Here is a 19,190-nt window from a genome sequence, read left to right as displayed (position 1 = left end):
GCCCGCGCAGTGCCCACCCCGCCGGCAGGGCCCGGAGCACACTGCGTGCGACGCCGTGTGCAACATCACATCATCGGCATAATGAGGTGAGGGACACGGTGTGAGACGGGGCGGCGGCACGACGAAGCGAGTCGACCACCTCCGACGCTCCGTAGACTGGGTGGAACCGCTCGCGCGGAGACGCGCGGGTCCGAGCCGGAGGGAGCAATTCCAGTTGGGTGTCCTGTCCCGCATCGAGTCGCCCGAGGACCTGCGTCGGCTCAGCCAGCCGGAGATCAGGGAACTCGCCGGGGAGATCCGGCAGTTCCTGGTCGAGAAGGTGGCGGCGACCGGGGGACACCTCGGCCCCAACCTCGGCGTCGTCGAACTGACCATCGCCATGCACCGGGTCTTCGACTCCCCACACGACCCGATCATCTTCGATACCGGGCATCAGGCGTACGTCCACAAGATCCTGACCGGCCGTAAGGACGGCTTCGGCACGCTGCGCAAGCAGGGCGGCCTGTCGGGCTACCCCTGCCGCGCCGAAAGCGAGCACGACTGGGTCGAGTCCTCGCACGCCTCGGCCGCCCTGTCCTACGCCGACGGCCTCGCCAAGGCCTACGAGCTGTCGGACCAGCAGGACCGGACCGTGGTCGCCGTGGTCGGCGACGGCGCGCTCACCGGCGGGATGTGCTGGGAGGCGCTGAACAACATCGCGGCCGGCAAGGACCGGCGGCTCGTGATCGTCGTCAACGACAACGGCCGCTCCTATGCCCCCACGATCGGCGGACTGGCCGAGCACCTCGCGGCGCTGCGGCTGCAGCCCGGCTACGAGCGTGTCCTCGACAACGGCCGCCGCTTCGTGAAGCGGCTGCCGTGGATCGGTGCGGCCGCGTACTCCGTGCTGCACGGGATGAAGGTCGGCATCAAGGACGCGGTCAGCCCGCAGGTGCTGTTCACCGATCTCGGCCTGAAGTACCTCGGACCGGTCGACGGCCACGACGAGGCCGCCCTCGAGGCCGCCCTCCGCCGCGCCAAGTCGTTCGGCGGGCCGGTGATCGTGCACGCCGTCACCCGCAAGGGCGCCGGGTACGCCCCGGCCGAGAACCACGTCGCCGATCAGATGCACGCCACCGGTGTCATCGACCCCGTCACCGGCCGCGCCACCGCCGCGGCGTCGGCCCCGGACTGGACGTCGGTGTTCTCCGACGAACTGCTCGTGCAGGGCGGCCGCCGCAAGGACGTCGTGGCGATCACCGCGGCGATGCCGGGACCCACCGGGCTGTCGGCGTTCGGCGAACGCTACCCCGACCGGATGTTCGACGTCGGCATCGCCGAGCAGCACGCCGTCACCTCCGCCGCCGGCCTCGCGCTCGGCGGGATGCACCCGGTGGTCGCGGTGTACTCGACGTTCCTCAACCGCGCCTTCGACCAGTTGCTGATGGACGTGGCGCTGCTGAAACTGCCCGTGACCGTGGTGCTCGACCGGGCCGGCATCACCGGCGCCGACGGCGCCAGCCACAACGGTATGTGGGACTTCTCCCTGCTCGGCGTGGTCCCGGGGATCCGGGTGGCGTCGCCGCGCGACGGCGCCACCCTGCGCGAGGAGTTCGGCGAGGCGCTCGCCGTCGCCGACGGCCCGACCGTGCTGCGGTTCCCGAAAGGTGCGGTCGGCCCCGACATCCCAGCGGTCGAGCGCATCGACGGGACCGTCGACGTGCTGCGGATGCCGTCCGAGCGTCGCGGCGACGTGCTGATCGTCGCGGTCGGCGCGTTCGCGGGTCTGGCGCTCGACGCCGCGGAGCGGCTCGAACAGCACGGCCTCACCGCCGCCGTCGTCGACCCGCGCTGGGTGCTGCCCGTCCCCGCGTCCCTCGCCCGGCTGGCGCGGGACTTCCGGCTCGTCGTCACGGTGGAGGACGGCGGCATGCACGGCGGCGTGGGTTCGGCGGTCTCGTCGGCCCTGCGGGCGTCCGGGGTCGACGTTCCCACCCGTGAACTCGGTGTGCCGCAACGGTTCCTGGATCATGCGTCACGGGAGCAGATCCATCGTGAGCTGGGGTTGACCGCGCAGGACGTCGCGCGTCAGGTGACCGGCTGGGTCGTCGGGCTCGGTGCCGCGCAGAAGGCGGAGCAGGCCGTGGACGGAACCGTCGGTGCGGAGTCCGCAGCCGACGTCGTCGTCCGCCGGGACCCCGGCCGCTGACGCTGCGACGGACGGGCCGGCCGCACGTGCGGCCGGCCCGTCCGTCGCTCAGCCCGCCTCCTCGAGGGTCCGACCGCGGGTCTCGGGCACGAACTTGATCACCACCAGCAGAGACAGCGCGGCCATCACCGCGTAGCCGGCATAGGTGAACGACAGGTTCCAGTCCGCCAGCGCCGGGAACGTCGCGGACACGAGGAAGTTCGCGATCCAGTTGGAGGCGGTCGCGATGCCGACGGCGACGGCACGCACCCGGTTCGGGAACATCTCGCTGATGAGGACCCACACCACCGGACCCCACGACAGGGCGAAGAAGAACACGAAGGCGTTGGCCGCGAGCAGGGCGATCATCCCGTAGGTGTCGGACAGCGTCGCGACCTTCTCCCCGTCCTCGTTGACGACGAACGTCGCCGAGTGGAAGCACACCGCGGCGGTGCCCAGCGACACCGCCATGCCCACCGAGCCCACCAGCAGCAGCGGCTTGCGGCCGATCTTGTCGATCACCGCGATGGCCACGAAGGTACCGACGATGTTGACCAGTGCGCTGACGACGCTGATGAGCAGGGACCGGTCCTCCCCGAAGCCCACCGCCTGCCACAGCGTCGACGAGTAGTAGAAGATCACGTTGATGCCCACGAACTGCTGCAGCGCGGCCAGTGCGATGCCCACGTAGATCAGCGAGGCCACGCCCAGCCGCCGGGAGAACACGTCCCGCACACCCGGCCGGGCGGACTCGAGGTGCAGGGTTTCGCGGATCGTGGCGATCCGCTCGGCGACAGCGACCTCGTCGCCGCCCTCGACCGTGGCGATGATGCGGCGCGCGGCGTCCTCCCGGCCGATCCGAACCAGGTACCGCGGCGATTCGGGGATCGGGAAGGTCATGATCAGGTACAGCGTGGCGGGAACCGCGCCGAGTGCGAGCATCCACTGCCAGGCCTCGATGCCGAGCAGCTCTTCGCTGGCACCGCCGGCGGCCGCGGCCAGTGCGTAGTTGACGAGCTGGGAGATGGCGATGCCGAGGACGATCGCGAGCTGGTACATCGAGCCGAGTCGGCCACGTATGGCGGCGGGCGAGATCTCGGCGATGTAGGCCGGGGCGATGACCGAGGCGAAGCCGACGCCGACGCCCCCGACGGTGCGCCAGAACGTCAGGTCGTAGATGCTGAAGGGGAACGCCGACCCGAGTGCGCCGACCAGGAACAGGATCGCGGCGATCTGCATGACCCGGATCCGGCCGAGCCGGTCGGCGATGCTGCCGGCGATCCAGGCGCCGAGCGCCGCGCCGACCAGCGTCAGCGACACGGACAGGCCGATGGCCCCGGCGCCGACCTCGTAGCGCTCGCGGATGGCGCCGACGGCCCCGTTGATGACGGCGGTGTCGTATCCGAACAGGAATCCGCCGAGCGCGGCCACGGCGGCGAACAGCACCGCGCGGGCCACCGTGTGCTGCTGTTCGAGCCTCGAGTGGGGGAGGTGGGAACTGTCGGTCACAGGCTGGACGGTACGCCTGACACCGCGTCGAGGGGGCCGCTTCGGTGGGCACCGTGGCCGGGGCGATACGCACGGACGCGCCCCGGCACCCACGACGGGTGCGTGGGTCCCGGGGCGCAGTAGAGGAGCTACCGGTTCGTCAGATGCCGGCCACGCCGGGGGCGAGGAAACGTGTGCCGTTGACGGCCTCCGACGTGTCGGTGCGATCCAGGTACGGCGTGATGCCGCCGTTCCAGAATCCGAAGCCGCCGCCGAGGATCAGGCACAGGTCGATGTCCTCGGGGGCGGCGACGACGCCCTCCTCGAGCATGATCCGGATCTCCTCGGCGAAGGCGCGACGGGTCCGCTCGAGCACCTCCCCGGCGGTGGAGGGCTTGTCGCCCTGCGGCCACAGCGCCGCGACCTCCGGGTCGACGACCTGCTTGCCGTCCGCGTACGTCCACACGCCCGGCTTGCGGGCCTCGACGAGCGCCTCGAGGCCGGGGGAGGACACGAAGCGGTCGGGGTAGGCGGCCTGCAGGGTCTCGCCGGTGTGCAGCGCGACGGCGGGGCCGACGAGTGCGAGCAGCGTGAAGGGGCTCATCGGCATGCCCAGCTCGCCGACGGCGTTGTCCGCGACCTCGAACGGGGTGCCTTCGTCCACGGCGGTCATGACCTCGCCTAGGGTACGGGTGACGAGCCGGTTGAACACGAAGCCCGGCAGGTCCGCGCACAGCACGGCCGACTTCTTCAGTGCCTTGGCGGTGGCGAAGGCCGTCGCGAGGGTCGCGTCGTCCGTCTGTGCGCCCCTGATGACCTCGAGCAGCGGGAGCACGGCGACGGGGTTGAAGAAGTGGAAGCCGACGACGCGCTCGGGGTGCTTCAGGTCCGCGGCCATCGTGGTGATCGACAGCGACGACGTGTTGGTGGCCAGGACGGTTTCCGGCGAGACGTACTGCTCGATCTCGGCGAACACCTGCTTCTTGACGTCCATGTTCTCGAACACGGCCTCGATGACGAAGTCGGTGTTCGCGAACGCGGCCTTGTCGAGGGAGCCCGACACGAGCGCCTTGAGACGGTTCGCCGCGTCGGGCGACAGCCGGCCCTTGCCCTGCAGCTTGTCGATCTCGGTGTGCACGTAGCCCACACCCTTGTCGATGCGCTCGGAGTCGACGTCGGTGAGGATCACCGGCACCTGCAGTTGGCGCACGAACAGCAGCGCGAGCTGGCTGGCCATCAGGCCCGCGCCGACGATGCCGACGCCGGTGACCTTGCGGGCCAGGGACTTGTCCGGCGCACCGGCGGGACGCTTGGCGCGCTTGTTGACCAGGTCGAAGGCGTAGAGCCCGGCCCGCAGCTCGTCGGACATCAGCAGGTCGGCCAGGGCCTCGTCCTCGGCGGCGAAGCCCTTCGACAGCGACTCGGGATCGGCGATGTCTGTGTCGCGGGCCAGCTCGAGCAGCTCGACCGCCCGGGCCGCTCCGGGCGCGAAGCCGCGGGTCTTGGCCGCGACGAGCGCCTTCGCGCGGCCGAGCGCCGCGTCCCAGCCGGCGCCGCTGTCGATCTCGGGGCGGGCCGGGGTGATGTCCCCGGCGAGGACCTTCGCAGCCCAGGCGAGGGACTGCTCGAGGAAGTCCGCCGAGCCGAATACCGCGTCGGCCAGGCCGAGTTCGGCGGCCTGCTTCGCGCGGATGACCTTGCCGTTGTTGAGCGGGTTCTCGAGGATCAGCGTCACCGCGTGGTCGGGCCCGATCAGGTTCGGCAGCAGCTGGGTGCCACCCCAGCCGGGGACCAGACCCAGCATCGTCTCCGGCAGGCCGAGCGCCGGCACGTTGTCGGCGTAGGTCCGGTAGTGGCAGTGCAGCCCGACCTCGAGGCCGCCGCCGAGGGCGAGGCCGCCCACGAAGGCGAACGTCGGCACCTGCGAGTCGCGCAGGCGGCGGAACACGCGGTGGCCGAGGCGGCCCAGCTCGAGCCCCTGCTCGCGGCTGGTGATCGAGGGAACGCCCTTCAGGTCGGCGCCGGCGGCGAAGATGAAGGGCTTGCCGGTGACCGCGACGGCAGCAGGGTTCGCCGCGAAGGCCTCGTCGAGGGCCTTGTCGAAGGCCTCGAGGCCGGCGGGGCCGAACGAGTTCGGCTTGGTGTGGTCGAACCCGTTGTCGAGGGTGATCAGCGCGACGGGACCGTCGATGCCGGGCACCTCGACGAGCCTGGTGTAGGCGTTCGTGACGACCTCGTCGGCGAACAGGGACGAAAGCTCGCTCATGACTACTTGTCTCCCTCGAAGTTGGGGTTCTCCCAGATCACGGTGCCGCCCATGCCGAGGCCGATGCACATCGTGGTCAGGCCGTAGCGCACCTCGGGGTGCTGGGCGAACTGCCGGGAGAGCTGGGTCATCAGGCGCACGCCGGACGACGCGAGCGGGTGACCGCAGGCGATGGCGCCGCCCCACTGGTTGACCCGCGGGTCGTCGTCGTCGATGCCGAAGTGTTCGAGGAAGGCGAGCACCTGCACGGCGAAGGCCTCGTTGATCTCGAACAGGCCGATGTCGTCGATGGTCAGGCCGGTGCGGGCGAGAACCTTCTCGGTCGCCGGCACCGGGCCGATGCCCATCACGGCCGGGTCGACGCCCTGGAAGGCGAAGCCGACCATGCGCATGCCGATCTGCAGACCGAGTTCGCGGGCGGTGTCCTCGCCGGCGAGGAGGCAGGCCGTCGCGCCGTCGTTGAGGCCGGCGGCGTTGCCGGCGGTGATGCGGCCGGCGGGCCGGAACGGCGTCTTGAGCTTCGCGAGGTCCTCGAGCGTGGTGCCCGGGCGCGGCGGCTCGTCCTCGGTGGCCAGGCCCCAGCCGGTCGCCGACCGGGTGGCGACGGGCACGAGCGTATCGGCGATGTAGCCGGCCTTCTTCGCGGCGTCGAACTTGTTCTGGCTGGCGACGGCGTAGGCGTCGGTGCGGGCCTTGGTGATGCCGGGGAACCGGTCGTGCAGGTTCTCGGCGGTGTTGCCCATCACCAGGGCGCTGGGGTCGACGAGCTTGTCGGCGAGGAACCGGGGGTTCGGATCGGCGCCCTGACCCATCGGGTGGCGGCCCATGTGCTCGACGCCGCCGGCGATCACGACGTCGTACTGACCGAAGCCGATTCCGGAGGCGGTGGTGGTGACCGCGGTCATCGCGCCGGCGCACATGCGGTCGATCGCGAAGCCCGGCACGGTCTCGGGGAGGCCGGCGAGGATCGCCGAGGTGCGGCCGATGGTCAGGCCCTGGTCGCCGGTCTGGGTGGTCGCGGCGACGGCGACCTCGTCGATGCGTGCGGGGTCGAGCTGCGGGTTGCGGCGCAGCAGTTCTCGGATGGTCTTGACGACGAGGTCGTCGGCGCGGGTCTCCGCGTAGATGCCCTTCGGGCCCGCTTTCCCGAACGGGGTGCGTACGCCGTCGACGAAGACGACATTGCGTTGAGTGGTGGTGGTGGACGCCACGCGTATTCCTCCCGATGGAGCGATGCTCGCCGACATCGGCGAGGCCAGGGTTCCGGGAACATCCCGGCGCCGGGCAGCCCGGACGCCAGCGTGTTACCGACCAGTAACTTACCATCCGCGACGGGCCTCGCCGGAGGGGTGCGCCGGGGAGCCTCCGTCTCCTGCGGTCTGCGTGTCCTGCGGCGAGGCCGGTGGCCGCCGGGTCGCCGGACGCGCTCGTCAGTATCGACGGGCATGTGCAGCACGGATCCCGGGTGCGGTGCTCTGCACAGCAGGTATGCGGAAGCGCTCGACATCGAGGGAGTGCCGAGTGCATCGATCGGGTGTGAAACGGACTCGTCCGGGTGTGAAACGGACGCGTCCGTGGGTCCTCGAGCCGGGGCGGAGGGAACCGGCTCAGTCCGCGGTGAGTGCCTTCGCCAGGCGCGGCGCCGTCAGTTCCCGCTGCCAGGGCCGTGCCCCGTCGGTGGCGAACCGTTCCTCGATGTACGCGACGACGTCGGTATCCGCCGACACCCGCCACTCCCAGCACAGCCGGCGCACCAGCTCGGGGCCGACCAGATTCTCCACCGGCACCTGCACCTGCTCGCTGAGCTCGGCGAGCGCGGCACGGGCCGCGGTGAGCCGCGCCGCTGCGTCGGGATCGTGCCGGGCCCAGCGGTTGGCCGGCGGCGGGCCGGTGAACGGCTGTGTGACGGGTGGCAACTCCGATTTCGGCAGCGCCCGGGCGCGCTCGATCGCGCCCAGCCACACCCGCGACGACCGGCGCTGCCGCGGCCCCCCGAACACCGGCAGGGCGCGCAGCTCGTCGACGGTGCGGGGTGCGGCCTCGGCTGCGGCGACGATCGCGGAGTCCGGCAGCACCCGTCCCGGTGCGATATCCCGGCGTGCCGCGAGTTCGTCTCGCGCCGTCCACAACTCGCGCACGATCGCGAGCCGCCGCGGATCCTTGAGGGTGTGGATGCGGGAGGTGCGGCGCCAGCGGTCGGGCTTGGGAGCGGGAGGCCCGGCGCGACGGATGTGCTCGAACTCCTGGGCGGCCCACTCCGCCTTGCCCTGCTGCTCGAGCTCGGCCGCCATCGCGTCCCGCAGCTCGACGAGGATTTCGACGTCGAGAGCCGCGTAGTTCAGCCAGGCGTCGGGGAGCGGGCGGGTGGACCAGTCGGCCGCCCCGTGACCCTTGCGCAGCTCGAAACCGAGGGTGCGCTCGACGATGGCGGCCAGTCCCACTCGATCGAAGCCGGCGAGACGCCCGGCCAGTTCGGTGTCGTAGAGCACCGCGGGCCGCAGGCCCAGCTCGTCGAGGCCGGGCAGGTCCTGGTCGGCGGAGTGCAGCACCCATTCGAGATCGTTGATCGCCGACGCGAGCGGCGCGAGCGCGTCGGCCGTCGGGATCGGGTCGAGCAGCACCGTGCCGGCGCCGGCGCGACGCAGCTGCACCAGATAGGCGCGCGCGGAGTACCGGAAACCCGAAGCACGCTCCGCGTCGACGGCGAGCGGCCCGCGGCCCGCGGCGAGCGCTTCCGCCGCCGCGGCCACCCCGGCTGCGGTGGTGACGACCTCGGGTACGCCGTCACGCGGGGTCAGCAACGGGACCGTTGCCCCTGCGGGCTCGTGCTCGTTGGCTACCGACATGGTTCGTGACTCTATCCGGGTGGCGGTCGTCTGGGCGTCGACCCGGTCAACCGCGCGATCGCCGCGCCGATTCCCGGTGTGACACGGGGCACACGACCGGGCGGGCTGCCGTGCAATTTCTTCGGTGCAGTTTCTACGGTGCGGCTTCCAGTTCGTCGAGCGCCGACGGGAAGGCATCGACGAGCGTCCAGACGTCGGGAACCAGTTCGGGGCACGCGAGCACGCCGACATCGAGTGCGCCGTCCAGCGACATCACGGTGATGTTGAGTCCGACCCCGTGGAAGATCGGTCCCAGCGGGTACATGGCCCGGATCCGGGCCCCGAGGAAGTACAGGGGCATCGCAGGACCGGGCACGTTCGACACCACCAGATTGTGGACCACGGGGTGACGTTCCGCGAGCCGCAGCGACGCGTACGTGCGCATCGCCGCGCCGAACACCGCCGGCGCCATGAACTGGGTCCAGTCCTGCAGCAGGCTCGCGCCCAGGGCCGAATTATGTTCCTTGGCGCAGGCATTGGCATCTGCGATCGCGTGCAGCCGCTCGATCGGATCCGCGATGTGGGTGTGCAGACTCGCGAACATCGGCGAGACCTGGTTGCGTCCGGGCCGGTCCGACCTGCCCCGCACCGACACCGGGACCATGCCGACCAGCGGGGAGTCGGGGAGCTCGTCGCGGTCGGCGAGGTACCGGCGCAGCGCGCCGGCGCACACGGCCATGACGACGTCGTTGACCTTCACCCCGTGCGCGTCCTTCACGGCCTTGACCCGGCCCAGGTCGAACTGCGCGAATCCGACGCTGCGGTGGCCGGTGATCGTGCCGTTGAAGGAGGTGCGCGGAGCGGTGAACGGTGCCGGCATGGCCTCGCCGCGACGGGCCCGGGTGACCCACCGGGGCACCAGCTCCACGGTCTTGGGTAGCGCCCGCACCAGCCCCAGCGGGCGGGTGGCGACGTTGAACAGGCCGCCGAGGGCGATCCCGAGCGCCGAGCCGCCGCCGGCCCCGTCGGTGACGGGCTCGGGCCGTGGCGCGTCCGGTTCGAGGCTGCACAGCTGCGCCACGAGGTCCGCGCCGGTGACGCCGTCGGCGCCGGCGTGGTGGATCTTCGTCATCACGGCGACCGATCCGTCCTCGAGGCCCTCGATCACCACCATCTCCCACAGCGGCCGGGAGCGGTCGAGCGGCTGTGCGGCGATGTGCCCGCAGAGGTCCGCGAGCTCCTCCCGGCGCCCGGGCGCCGGGACGGCGACCCGGTGCAGATGACGGTCGAGGTCGAAGTCCGGATCGTCCACCCATACCGGATGATCGAGATTGAACGGGCTGTCGGCGATCTTCTGACGGAACAACGGTACGGCCGTGAGGCGGGCCGCGAGTTCCGCGCGCAGTGCCTCGAAGCGGTACCCGTCCGGAACGGTCGTCGTGTCGAGGATGATCAGTCCGCACACGTGCAGCAACTGGGTCGGCGTCTCGAGGTACAGGAATCCGGCGTCGAGGCCGCTGAGTCGATGCATGGCCTCATGGTAGAACAGGTTCTAGTGTCGGCGTGGGGAAGGCTGCTCCACCTGCCCGAACGGGCCTTCGTCGACCCGCAGGCCGACGATCCGGGAACCGGTCCCCGGGTGCCGCGACGGGTTCCGGTCAGCTCGGCGCGGCGAGCGGGGCCGGCGGGGCGCACGGCACCCGGTCGGCCAGCTCCGCGAGGGCGGCCGGGAAGCCGTCGGCCAGCCGCCACAGGTCCGGCAGCAGGTCGGGGCACGACTGCAGGCCGAAGTGCAGGCCGCCGTCGAGCGACAGGACGGTGATGTTCAGGCCCGCGCCGTGGTAGATCGGCCCGAACGGGTACAGCGCCGTGATCCGCGCGCCGAGGTAGTACAGCGTGTCCGTCGGCCCGGGGATGTCGGAGATCACGAGATTGTTCAGCACCGGGAGCACGTTGGGCAGCCGCAGCGCCGAGTACAGCCGCAGGGCCGTCCCGAACACCGCGCCCGGAGCCACCTGACCCCAACTGCCGAGCAGGTCGGGGTCGAAGGTGGCGTGGTGGGCCTTGGCCGCCGTCTCGTCCGCCGCGACGGCGTGCAGCCGCACGACGGGATCGGCGATCTCGGTGTGCAGCCGCCCCATCAGCACCGAAATCTGGTTGCCGGCATCCCCCCGGGCACGCCCGTGCACCGAGACCGGGACGGCGGCCACCAGGGGAGAGGCCGGCAGTTCGCCGCGGGCGGCGAGATATCGGCGCAGCACCGAGGCGCACAGTGTCAGCACGACATCGTTGACCGTGACGCCGAACGCGCGCTTGACCGTCTTCACGGCCGCGAAATCCAGCGTCACGAACGCGACGTTGCGACGGCCGGTGACGCGACGGTTGAACGACGTCCGCGGCGCCGTGAGCGGCACCGCCATCGCCTCGCCCCGCCGGGCCCGGACTACCCACCGGGGCACCATGGCCGCGCTCGACCGCACCGCGCGGGCGAGGTCCAGCGGCCGGGTGGCGAGGTCGGCAACCCCGCCCGCGGCGACGGTCAGGCGGTTCGCCCCACCGACACCGGGCGACTCGGGCCTCGGTGGCGGGGCGCCGGGTTCGCGGTCGCACAGCTGCGCCAGCAGGGTCGCCCCGGCGAGACCGTCCACGACGGCGTGGTGGATGCGCGTCAGCACCGCGACCGAGCCGTCGGCCAGTCCCTCGAACACCGTGGTCTCCCACAGCGGCCCGGACCGGTCGAACCGCTCGGCGAAACGCTGCCCGCAGAGCACGGCCAGTTCGGCCGCGGTGCCCGGTCGCGGCACGGTGAACCGGCGCAGGTGCCGGCCGACGTCGAAATCGGGGTCGTCCACCCACACGGGATGGCCGGGATTGAGCCGGGAGTCGACCACTCGCCGGCGCAGCAGCGGCACCGCCGCAACGCGCGCCGCCAGGTCGGAGCCGAGCCGTTCGAAGGAGTAGCCGCCCGGCACGGTCGAGACGTCGAGCAGGGCCAAGCCGCCGATCTGCACGGGCAGCCCGGGCGTGTCGGTGTAGAGGAGCGCGGCGTCGAGCCCGCTGAGCCGCCGCATGCCTCGATCATAGGACCGCGGGGTGCGCCGGTACACCGCCCTCCGTGCCGTCGGCGCCCCGGCGACGCGGACGACGGCTCAGTGCTGCAGGCGCGTCACGCCCGCCGGGGGCAGGCCCGCCGCATACGCGAGCACCTCGCAGAACGCCTCCACGTGCGGTCCGAGCTCGCCGGACTGCGCGGTCCAGGACGCCCGTAGCTCCAGCTGATGCGCCCGCGCCGGGCCGGCGATGTCGCCGAAGCGCACCGAACTCGTCGACGTCACGGTGCCGCCGAGCGCCGTCAGCGGCTCGCCGTGCGCGTCGAGCGCATCGACCAGCCAGCTCCAGGCCACCTCCGGCAGCAGCGGATCGGCGGCCAGGGTGGCGTCCACGTCGGCCTGGATGTAGGCGACGAGCCGCATCGTGCCGTTCCAGGCCTCGTCGCCCTCCGGGTCGTGCAGCAGGATCAGCCTGCCGAACGCGTCGCCCTCGGATTGCTCGGGCACCAGGTCGGTGTCCGGATGGAGCACCTCCGCGCCCAGCGCATAGCTGTACGGAGCCAGCCGCTGCGGCGGCCGGATCGGACCCACCTCGATCTCCGGCCGCACGGTGGCCGCGTTCATCGAGTCGATGGCAGCGCGGAACTGGGCCGGCTCGGCGGGCGACGTGGTCACGACAGCGGACGTTAGACCCGGTGACCGGGGCCACGCGGGAGGCGCGCCGATTCCGGAGGGGTGGCCGGGCGTGGCAGCATGGGCAGCGACCCGTGCCCTTGGACGAACGAGGATCAATGACCGGCCTGGAGAACACGAACGTCGGCTCCACCCCGCGTGTGGATTACCCGACGCGGCGCCAGCTCCCGCAGGCGCCCCTGCTCGCCGCCGCGCGGGGACGCGAGCCGGCGCACCGGCCCGTGTGGTTCATGCGGCAGGCCGGCCGGTCGCTGCCGGAGTACCGCGAGATCCGGGCGAACATCGGCATGCTCGAGTCCTGCTTCGATCCCGAACTGGTCTGCGAGATCACCCTGCAGCCGGTGCGCCGGCACCGGGTGGACGCCGCAATCCTGTTCTCGGACATCGTCGTTCCGCTCAAGGCTGCGGGGATCGACCTCGACATCGTGGCCGGGACCGGACCGGTGATCGCGAACCCCGTGCGCACCGCGGCGGACGTCGCGCAGCTGCCCACCCTCGAACACGACGAGGTCGGTGCCGTCGCACGGGCGGTGGGACTGCTCACCCGCGAACTCGGCGACGTCCCGCTCATCGGCTTCGCCGGGGCGCCGTTCACCCTCGCCTCCTACCTCGTGGAGGGCGGACCCAGCCGCAACCACGAGCGCACCAAGGCCCTCATGCACGCCGATCCGCGCACCTGGCACGCCCTGCTGGGGCGGCTCGCCGACATCACGATCGCGTTCCTGCACGCTCAGCTGCACGCCGGCGTCGACGCCGTCCAGCTGTTCGACTCGTGGGCCGGCGCGCTGTCCCTGGCCGACTACCGTGAGTTCGTGCTGCCCCATTCGGAACGCGTGTTCGCCGAGGTCGAGTCCGCCGGCGTGCCGCGCATCCACTTCGGTGTCGGCACCGGCGAACTGCTCGGCGCGATGGGCGAGGCCGGCGCCGACGTGGTCGGCGTGGACTGGCGGGTGCCGCTGGACGTCGCCGTCACCCGGGTGGGGGCCGGAAAGGCGTTGCAGGGCAACCTCGATCCCGCAATCCTGTTCGCCGGACCCCAGGTGGTCGAGGCCGAGGTGCGGCGCATCGTCGCCGAGGGTGACCGCGCCCGCGCGGCGGGGGCGACCGGGCACATCTTCAACCTCGGGCACGGCGTCCTGCCCGACACCGATCCGGACGTCCTCACCGCCGTCGTCGAACTGGTGCACTCGCTGTGAGCGGTGCGGGAGCACCGAGCGTCGCAGTCGTCGGCGGCGGCATCACCGGGCTCGTCGCGGCGTACCGGCTGCGTCGCCTGCTCGGCACGCACGCGCGGATCGTCCTTCTCGAGGGCTCCGATCGGCTCGGTGGGAAGCTGCGCACCGTCCCGCTCGCCGGGGATCCGGTCGACGTGGGGGCGGAGGCGTTCATCGGCCGCCGCCCCGAGGTCCCCGCGCTGCTCGAGGAACTGGGCCTGAGCGACCAGCTCGTCCACCCCTCCGGGGCCCGGCCGCTGCTCTACGCCGGCGCCGCGCTGCATCCGCTGCCCAGCAGCACCCTGATGGGGATCCCCGCCGACGCCGGGTCGCTGACCGGTCTCGTCGACGCCGACACCCTCGCCCGGATCGCGGCCGAGCCCACCGTCCCGCTGTACTGGGACCGCGCCGGCGACGTCTCGGTGGCCGACCTGGTCGCCGACCGGTTCGGCGAGCAGGTGGTGCGACGCTCCGTCGACCCCCTCCTCGGCGGCGTCTACTCCGGGCTCTCCGACACCGCGGGCGTGCGGGCCACCCTGCCGACCCTGGCCGCGGCCCTCGACGCCGGGGCCCCGAGCCTGAGCGCGGCGGTCACCCGTGCGCTGCCGGAGCCCTCGGACGCGCCCGTGTTCGGCACCCTGCGCGACGGCTACGGCACGCTGCTCGCCGCGCTCGAGAAGGCCGCCGACGCCGAGATCCGGCACGCCGCCGCGAACGGTCTGCGCCGCGCCGGCGGCCGCTGGGACCTCGACCCGATCGGGCCCGTCGACGGGGTCGTCCTCGCGGTTCCTGCCGACCGTGCCGCCGAGTTGCTCGCCGACGCCGTCCCGGCGGCGGCCGCGCAGGCGTCCCGGATCCCGCTGGCCTCGTCCGCGGTGGTGGCACTGGCGCTGCCGGGCGGTGCCGCGTTGCCGCAGAACTCCGGGATCCTCGTCGCCACCGGCGAGGATCTGTCCGCCAAGGCGTTCACCCTGTCGAGCCGCAAGTGGCCCCACCTGGCCGGGCGCGACGTCGCGCTGGCCCGCGCGTCGTTCGGCCGTTACGGCGAGGCCGCGATCGTCGACGCCCCCGACGACGAGTTGATCGCCCGCGCTCGCGCCGACCTCGCCACCGTCACCGGCGTCACCGACGAGCCCGTCGCCACGTTCGTCCAGCGCTGGCACGGCGGCCTGCCGCAGTACCGGGCCGGGCACCTCGACGTGGTCGCCGCCCTCGAGGACGCGATCGCTTCCGTCGACGGCCTCGAGGTCGCCGGCGCGATGCTCCGCGGCGTCGGAGTCCCCGCCTGTGTCGCGTCAGGCACGACGGCCGCGACGCGGCTCGCCGCGCGAGTGGCAGGATGAGCGGCATGGCACGTCTCGACTTCGACAAGCTCAACTCCACCCTCCGCTACGCGATGTTCTCGGTGTTCCAGGTCCAGCCCGGTGTCCTCGGCGAGGACCGCACCGCGGCGATCGAGGACGCGCAGAAGTTCTTCGCGTCCTTCGAGAACACCGACGTGATCGTCCGCGGCATCTACGACGTCGCCGGCGTCCGCGCCGACGCCGACTTCATGATCTGGACCCACGCCGAACGGCTGGAAGATCTGCAGAGGCTCTACTCCGATTTCCGGCGCACCACCGTGCTCGGCCGCGCCAGCGCTCCGGTCTGGTCGAACGTCGCGCTGCACCGGCCGGCGGAGTTCAACAAGAGCCACGTCCCGGCCTTCATCGCCGGCGAGGACCCCGGCAACTACATCTGCGTCTACCCGTTCGTGCGGTCGTACGAGTGGTACCTGCTGCCCGAGGCCGAGCGCCGCAAGATGCTCGCCGACCACGGCAAGGCCGGCCGCGGCTACCCGGACGTGCGCGCCAACACCGTGCCCGCGTTCGCCCTCGGCGACTACGAGTGGATCCTGGCGTTCGAGGCGCCCGAACTGGACCGCATCGTCGATCTCATGCGCGACCTGCGCGCCACCGAGGCCCGCATGCACGTCCGGGAGGAGACCCCGTTCTTCACCGGTCCTCGCGTCGACGTCGAGGCGCTGATCACCGCGCTGCCCTGACCCGCGCCGCGGCGCCGCCACCGGGACGGCGCCGCAGCCCGGGCGTGCTCAGGCGGGCAGCCCCGCGATCCGCTCACCGATCCGCTTCGCCGCCTCGCGCAGCAGTTCCAGTTCCTCCGGAGTCAGGTCCAGCTCGACGATGCGCCGCACGCCGCGGCGTCCCAGGACCACCGGGAGACCGACGAACACGTCGCCGATGCCGTACTCGCCGTTCGGGCGTACCGTCGCCGACACGACCGTTCCCGAGTCGGCGACCATCGCCAGCACCATGTGCGCCGCGGCGGTACCGGGACCGAAGAACGCGCTGCCGGACTTCAGCAGTCCCAGAACCTCCGCGCCCGAGGTGCGGGTGCGGTCGACCAGCGCGTCGAGGCGCGTGGCGTCGAGGCGCGCGGCGATCTCCGGTGCCTGCGACAGCGGGAGCACCATCTCCTCGCCGTGGCTGCCGAGCGCCACCGCACCGAGCTCCCGCGCCGCTCCGGCCCCGTCCGCGGCGGCCAGCGCCCGGAACCGCCCCGCGTCGAGCAGCCCGGCCATGCCCAGCACCTGCTCCGCCGGCAACCCCGAGCTGCGCCACGCCTGGTACGTCATCTCGTCCAGCGGATTCGTCACGATGACGAGCACCACGTCGGGGGAGACCGCCGCCGCGCGCCCGGCCACGTCGCCGACGATCCGGGCGTTTGTCGCGGTGAGGTCGCTGCGGCTCATCCCCGGCCGGCGGGCCTTGCCGGCGGTGATGATCACGTAGTCCGCGGGACCGGCCTCCTCGAGCGACACCGCCCCCCGCACCCGCGTCCCGGAGCCCGTCAGCGCGCCGGTGTGGGTCAGGTCCAGCGCGATCCCCGCCGCCAGGCCGGGTTCGACATCGACGAGCACCACCTCGTCGAACACGTCCGCGTCCGCCAGGCGCATCGCCGAGATCATGCCGACGTGCCCGGCCCCGACCACCACCGCGCGGGCCACGGCCCCGCCGGATTCGACACCTTCCGCCATCAACGCCTCCCTCTCGTCGGGTACGGCTGTCGCCGTCCGTTGATGCCCACGCTAGGGCCCCGGGCGCCGCGCGGCTCGCCGATCGGACGCTGCGCGCCCCCTGGCAGACTGTGCCCCATGAGTTCTCGAGCCGTGCGGCACCAGCACATGGCGCATTGGGGGATGTTCGAGGTCGAGACGGACGAGGGCGACGTCACCGCCGTGCACCCCTTCGAAGGCGACACCGATCCGTCGCCGATTCTCGCCAATGCCGTCGGCTCGGTGCGGCACCGGTCGCGCGTGGCCGAGCCCGCGGTGCGCCGGGGCTGGCTCGAAACAGGACCCGGCCCCAGCGACCGACGGGGGGCCGACGAGTTCGTCGCGGTGTCCTGGGACGAGCTGACCGAGCTCCTCGCCGGCGAGCTGCGGCGCGTGGTCGACACGCACGGCAACCGGGCGATCTTCGGCGGCTCGTACGGCTGGTCGTCGCCGGGCCGGTTCCACCACGCGCAGAGCCAGGTACACCGGTTCCTGAAGATGCTCGGCGGCTACACCCGCTCGGTGCACAGCTATTCGCTCGGCGCGACCGGCGTGATCATGCCGCGCGTGGTCGGCACCCACTGGAAGCTGTTCGCCCGCGCCACGAACTGGGACGTCATCGCCCGCGAGACCGACCTGATGGTGTGCTTCGGCGGGGTACCGCTGAAGAACACGGCGGTCAACGACGGCGGCACCAGCAACCACCCCACCCGCGGCGCGCTCGACGCCCTGCGCGCTCGCGGCGGGACCGTGGTGTCGATCAGCCCCCTGCACGACGACCTGCACGGCGCCGCCGAGCGGCTCGCGCCCCGGCCCGGCACGGACGTCGCGGTCATGCTCGCCCTCGCCTACGTGCTCGCCACCGAGGACCTCGCCGACCGCGACTTCCTCGACCGCTACTGTGTCGGCTACGACCGGTTCGCGGACTATCTCCTCGGCCGCACCGACGGCGTCGCCAAGACCCCGGGGTGGGCGGCCGGGTTGTCCGGCCTGCCCGCCGAGACCATCGCCGCGCTGGCCCGGCGCATGGCGGCGGGCCGCACCCTGATCACGGTCACCTGGTCGCTGCAGCGGGTCCGGCACGGCGAGCAGGCCCCGTGGGCGGGGGTGACCCTCGCCGCGATGCTCGGCCAGATCGGTCTGCCCGGCGGCGGCTTCGGGCACGGCTACGGCTCGATGAACGAACCCGGCATCGCGCCCGTCCCGTATCCGCTGCCGACCCTGTTCCAGGGCGACAACCCGGTCGACGACCTGATCCCGGTGGCCGCGATCTCCGACCTGCTGCTGCAGCCGGGGGAGGAGCACGACTTCGACGGCCGGCGCCTGACATACCCCGACATCCGGCTCGTGTACTGGGCCGGCGGCAACCCGTTCCACCACCACCAGGACCTGGGCCGGCTGCGCCGTGCTCTGACCCGGCCGGACACGATCGTCGTGCACGACCCCTACTGGACCGCGATGGCCAAGCACGCCGACATCGTGGTGCCCTCCACCACGTCCCTCGAACGCGAGGATCTCAGCTGCACCCGCAACGACCCGCTGCTCGTCGCGATGCACGCCGCCGCCCCGCGATTCGCCGACGCCCGCGACGACTACGACACGTTCGCCGCCCTGGCGCACCGGCTCGGCTTCGGTAAGCGGTTCACGGAGGGGCGCACCGCCCGCGAGTGGCTCGAGCACCTGTACGGGCAGTGGCGTGGCTTCGTCCTCGCCGACGGGAGTCGCGTCGAGACGCCGCCCGAGTTCGACGACTTCTGGCGGCGCGGCCACGTGCGGATGCGCGGCGAGGACGGGCTGACCCTGTTCGAGGAGTTCCGTGCCGATCCGCAGCGCAACCCGCTGGGCACACCCAGCGGGCGCATCGAGATCTTCTCCGCCGACATCGACGGCTTCGGATACGACGACTGCGCCGGGCATCCCGCCTGGTTCGAACCGGAGGAGTGGCTCGGCGGCCCGCGGGCGCAGCGTTACCCGCTGCACCTGATCGCGAACCAGCCGAAGACCCGCCTGCACAGCCAGCTCGACCACGGCGCCACCAGCCAGGCCTCGAAGATCCGCGGGCGCGAGCCGATCCGGATACACTCGGACGACGCGGCGGCACGCGGCGTGGCGGCCGGCGACGTCGTGCGGGTCTTCAACGACCGGGGCGCATGCCTGGCCGGCGCCGTCCTCGACGACGGTCTGCTGCCCGGTGTGGTGCAGCTGGCCACCGGCGCCTGGTACGACCCGCTCGACCCGGCCGACCCGGGCTCGATGTGCGTACACGGCAACCCCAACGTGCTCACCGCCGACGTCGGCACGTCGCGTCTCGCACGCGGCTGCACGGGCCAGCACGTGCTCGTGCAGATCGAGCGCTTCGACGGGGAACTGCCGCCGGTCCGGGCCTACGACCCGCCGGTGATCCGCACCCGCTGACTCGCCCGGCTTCCGCT

At 72.3% G+C, this 19,190-nt stretch carries 13 protein-coding genes; 5 read left to right on the top strand and 8 right to left on the bottom strand.

Features of this window, described 5'->3' with window-relative positions; translation table 11 throughout:
- Positions 1-214 precede the first annotated feature (214 nt).
- Positions 215-2,188 (top strand): 1-deoxy-D-xylulose-5-phosphate synthase, encoded by a 1,974-nt coding sequence (gene dxs, locus G6038_RS01980; RefSeq protein WP_165035658.1) that lies wholly within the window; start codon positions 215-217, stop codon positions 2,186-2,188.
- A 48-nt stretch (positions 2,189-2,236) separates the two neighbouring features.
- On the opposite strand, the gene G6038_RS01975 is transcribed toward dxs, so the two are convergent.
- The 7 genes from G6038_RS01975 to G6038_RS01945 all read right to left on the bottom strand — a co-directional run bounded on the left by G6038_RS01975 (position 2,237) and on the right by G6038_RS01945 (position 12,471).
- Positions 2,237-3,676 carry a sugar porter family MFS transporter gene (locus G6038_RS01975; protein WP_165035657.1) on the bottom strand — a complete coding sequence of 480 codons (1,440 nt, stop codon included), beginning with the start codon at positions 3,674-3,676 and terminating at the stop codon, positions 2,237-2,239.
- Positions 3,677-3,815: 139 nt separating this feature from the next.
- The gene (locus G6038_RS01970) at positions 3,816-5,921 is read right to left on the bottom strand and encodes a 3-hydroxyacyl-CoA dehydrogenase NAD-binding domain-containing protein (protein WP_165035656.1); all 2,106 of its coding nucleotides are present in this window, start codon (positions 5,919-5,921) and stop codon (positions 3,816-3,818) included.
- A gap of 2 nt (positions 5,922-5,923) precedes the next feature.
- The gene (locus G6038_RS01965; RefSeq protein WP_165035655.1) at positions 5,924-7,132 is read right to left on the bottom strand and encodes a thiolase family protein; all 1,209 of its coding nucleotides are present in this window, start codon (positions 7,130-7,132) and stop codon (positions 5,924-5,926) included.
- A gap of 396 nt (positions 7,133-7,528) precedes the next feature.
- On the bottom strand, positions 7,529-8,767 hold the full coding sequence (locus tag G6038_RS01960) for a ribonuclease D (RefSeq protein WP_165035654.1): 1,239 nt from the start codon (positions 8,765-8,767) through the stop codon (positions 7,529-7,531).
- 133 nt (positions 8,768-8,900) lie between these two features.
- Positions 8,901-10,277, bottom strand: a complete 1,377-nt coding sequence (locus tag G6038_RS01955) for a wax ester/triacylglycerol synthase family O-acyltransferase (RefSeq protein WP_165035653.1) — start codon at positions 10,275-10,277, stop codon at positions 8,901-8,903.
- A gap of 127 nt (positions 10,278-10,404) precedes the next feature.
- Entirely contained in the window at positions 10,405-11,817 is a 1,413-nt protein-coding gene (locus G6038_RS01950) for a wax ester/triacylglycerol synthase family O-acyltransferase (RefSeq protein WP_165035651.1), read from the bottom strand.
- Between the two features lie 78 nt (positions 11,818-11,895).
- On the bottom strand, positions 11,896-12,471 hold the full coding sequence (locus tag G6038_RS01945) for a DUF3000 domain-containing protein (RefSeq protein WP_165035649.1): 576 nt from the start codon (positions 12,469-12,471) through the stop codon (positions 11,896-11,898).
- 116 nt (positions 12,472-12,587) lie between these two features.
- On the opposite strand from G6038_RS01945, the gene hemE reads away from it, so the two are divergent.
- The 3 genes from hemE to hemQ are packed head-to-tail and all read left to right on the top strand — an operon-like array spanning position 12,588 to position 15,747.
- The gene (hemE, locus tag G6038_RS01940; RefSeq protein ID WP_165035648.1) at positions 12,588-13,685 is read left to right on the top strand and encodes a uroporphyrinogen decarboxylase; all 1,098 of its coding nucleotides are present in this window, start codon (positions 12,588-12,590) and stop codon (positions 13,683-13,685) included.
- Complete coding sequence (locus G6038_RS01935) at positions 13,682-15,046, top strand: protoporphyrinogen oxidase (protein WP_165035647.1); 1,365 nt, start codon at positions 13,682-13,684, stop codon at positions 15,044-15,046. Before hemE ends, G6038_RS01935 begins: the two co-directional genes overlap by 4 nt.
- 5 nt (positions 15,047-15,051) lie before the next feature.
- Complete coding sequence (hemQ, locus tag G6038_RS01930; protein WP_165035646.1) at positions 15,052-15,747, top strand: hydrogen peroxide-dependent heme synthase; 696 nt, start codon at positions 15,052-15,054, stop codon at positions 15,745-15,747.
- Between the two features lie 48 nt (positions 15,748-15,795).
- On the opposite strand, the gene G6038_RS01925 is transcribed toward hemQ, so the two are convergent.
- Complete coding sequence (locus tag G6038_RS01925; protein ID WP_165035644.1) at positions 15,796-16,740, bottom strand: lactate dehydrogenase; 945 nt, start codon at positions 16,738-16,740, stop codon at positions 15,796-15,798.
- Between the two features lie 147 nt (positions 16,741-16,887).
- Here G6038_RS01925 and G6038_RS01920 point away from each other — a divergent pair, with 147 nt between their 5' ends.
- Complete coding sequence (locus G6038_RS01920; protein WP_165035689.1) at positions 16,888-19,173, top strand: molybdopterin-dependent oxidoreductase; 2,286 nt, start codon at positions 16,888-16,890, stop codon at positions 19,171-19,173.
- The last annotated feature ends 17 nt before the right edge of the window (positions 19,174-19,190 follow it).

Source organism: Rhodococcus sp. 14C212 (assembly GCF_011058195.1).
Lineage (GTDB): Bacteria > Actinomycetota > Actinomycetes > Mycobacteriales > Mycobacteriaceae > Rhodococcus > Rhodococcus aetherivorans.
Note: the sequence above shows the minus strand (reverse complement) of the source record. Positions and strands in the feature narration are given on the sequence as shown.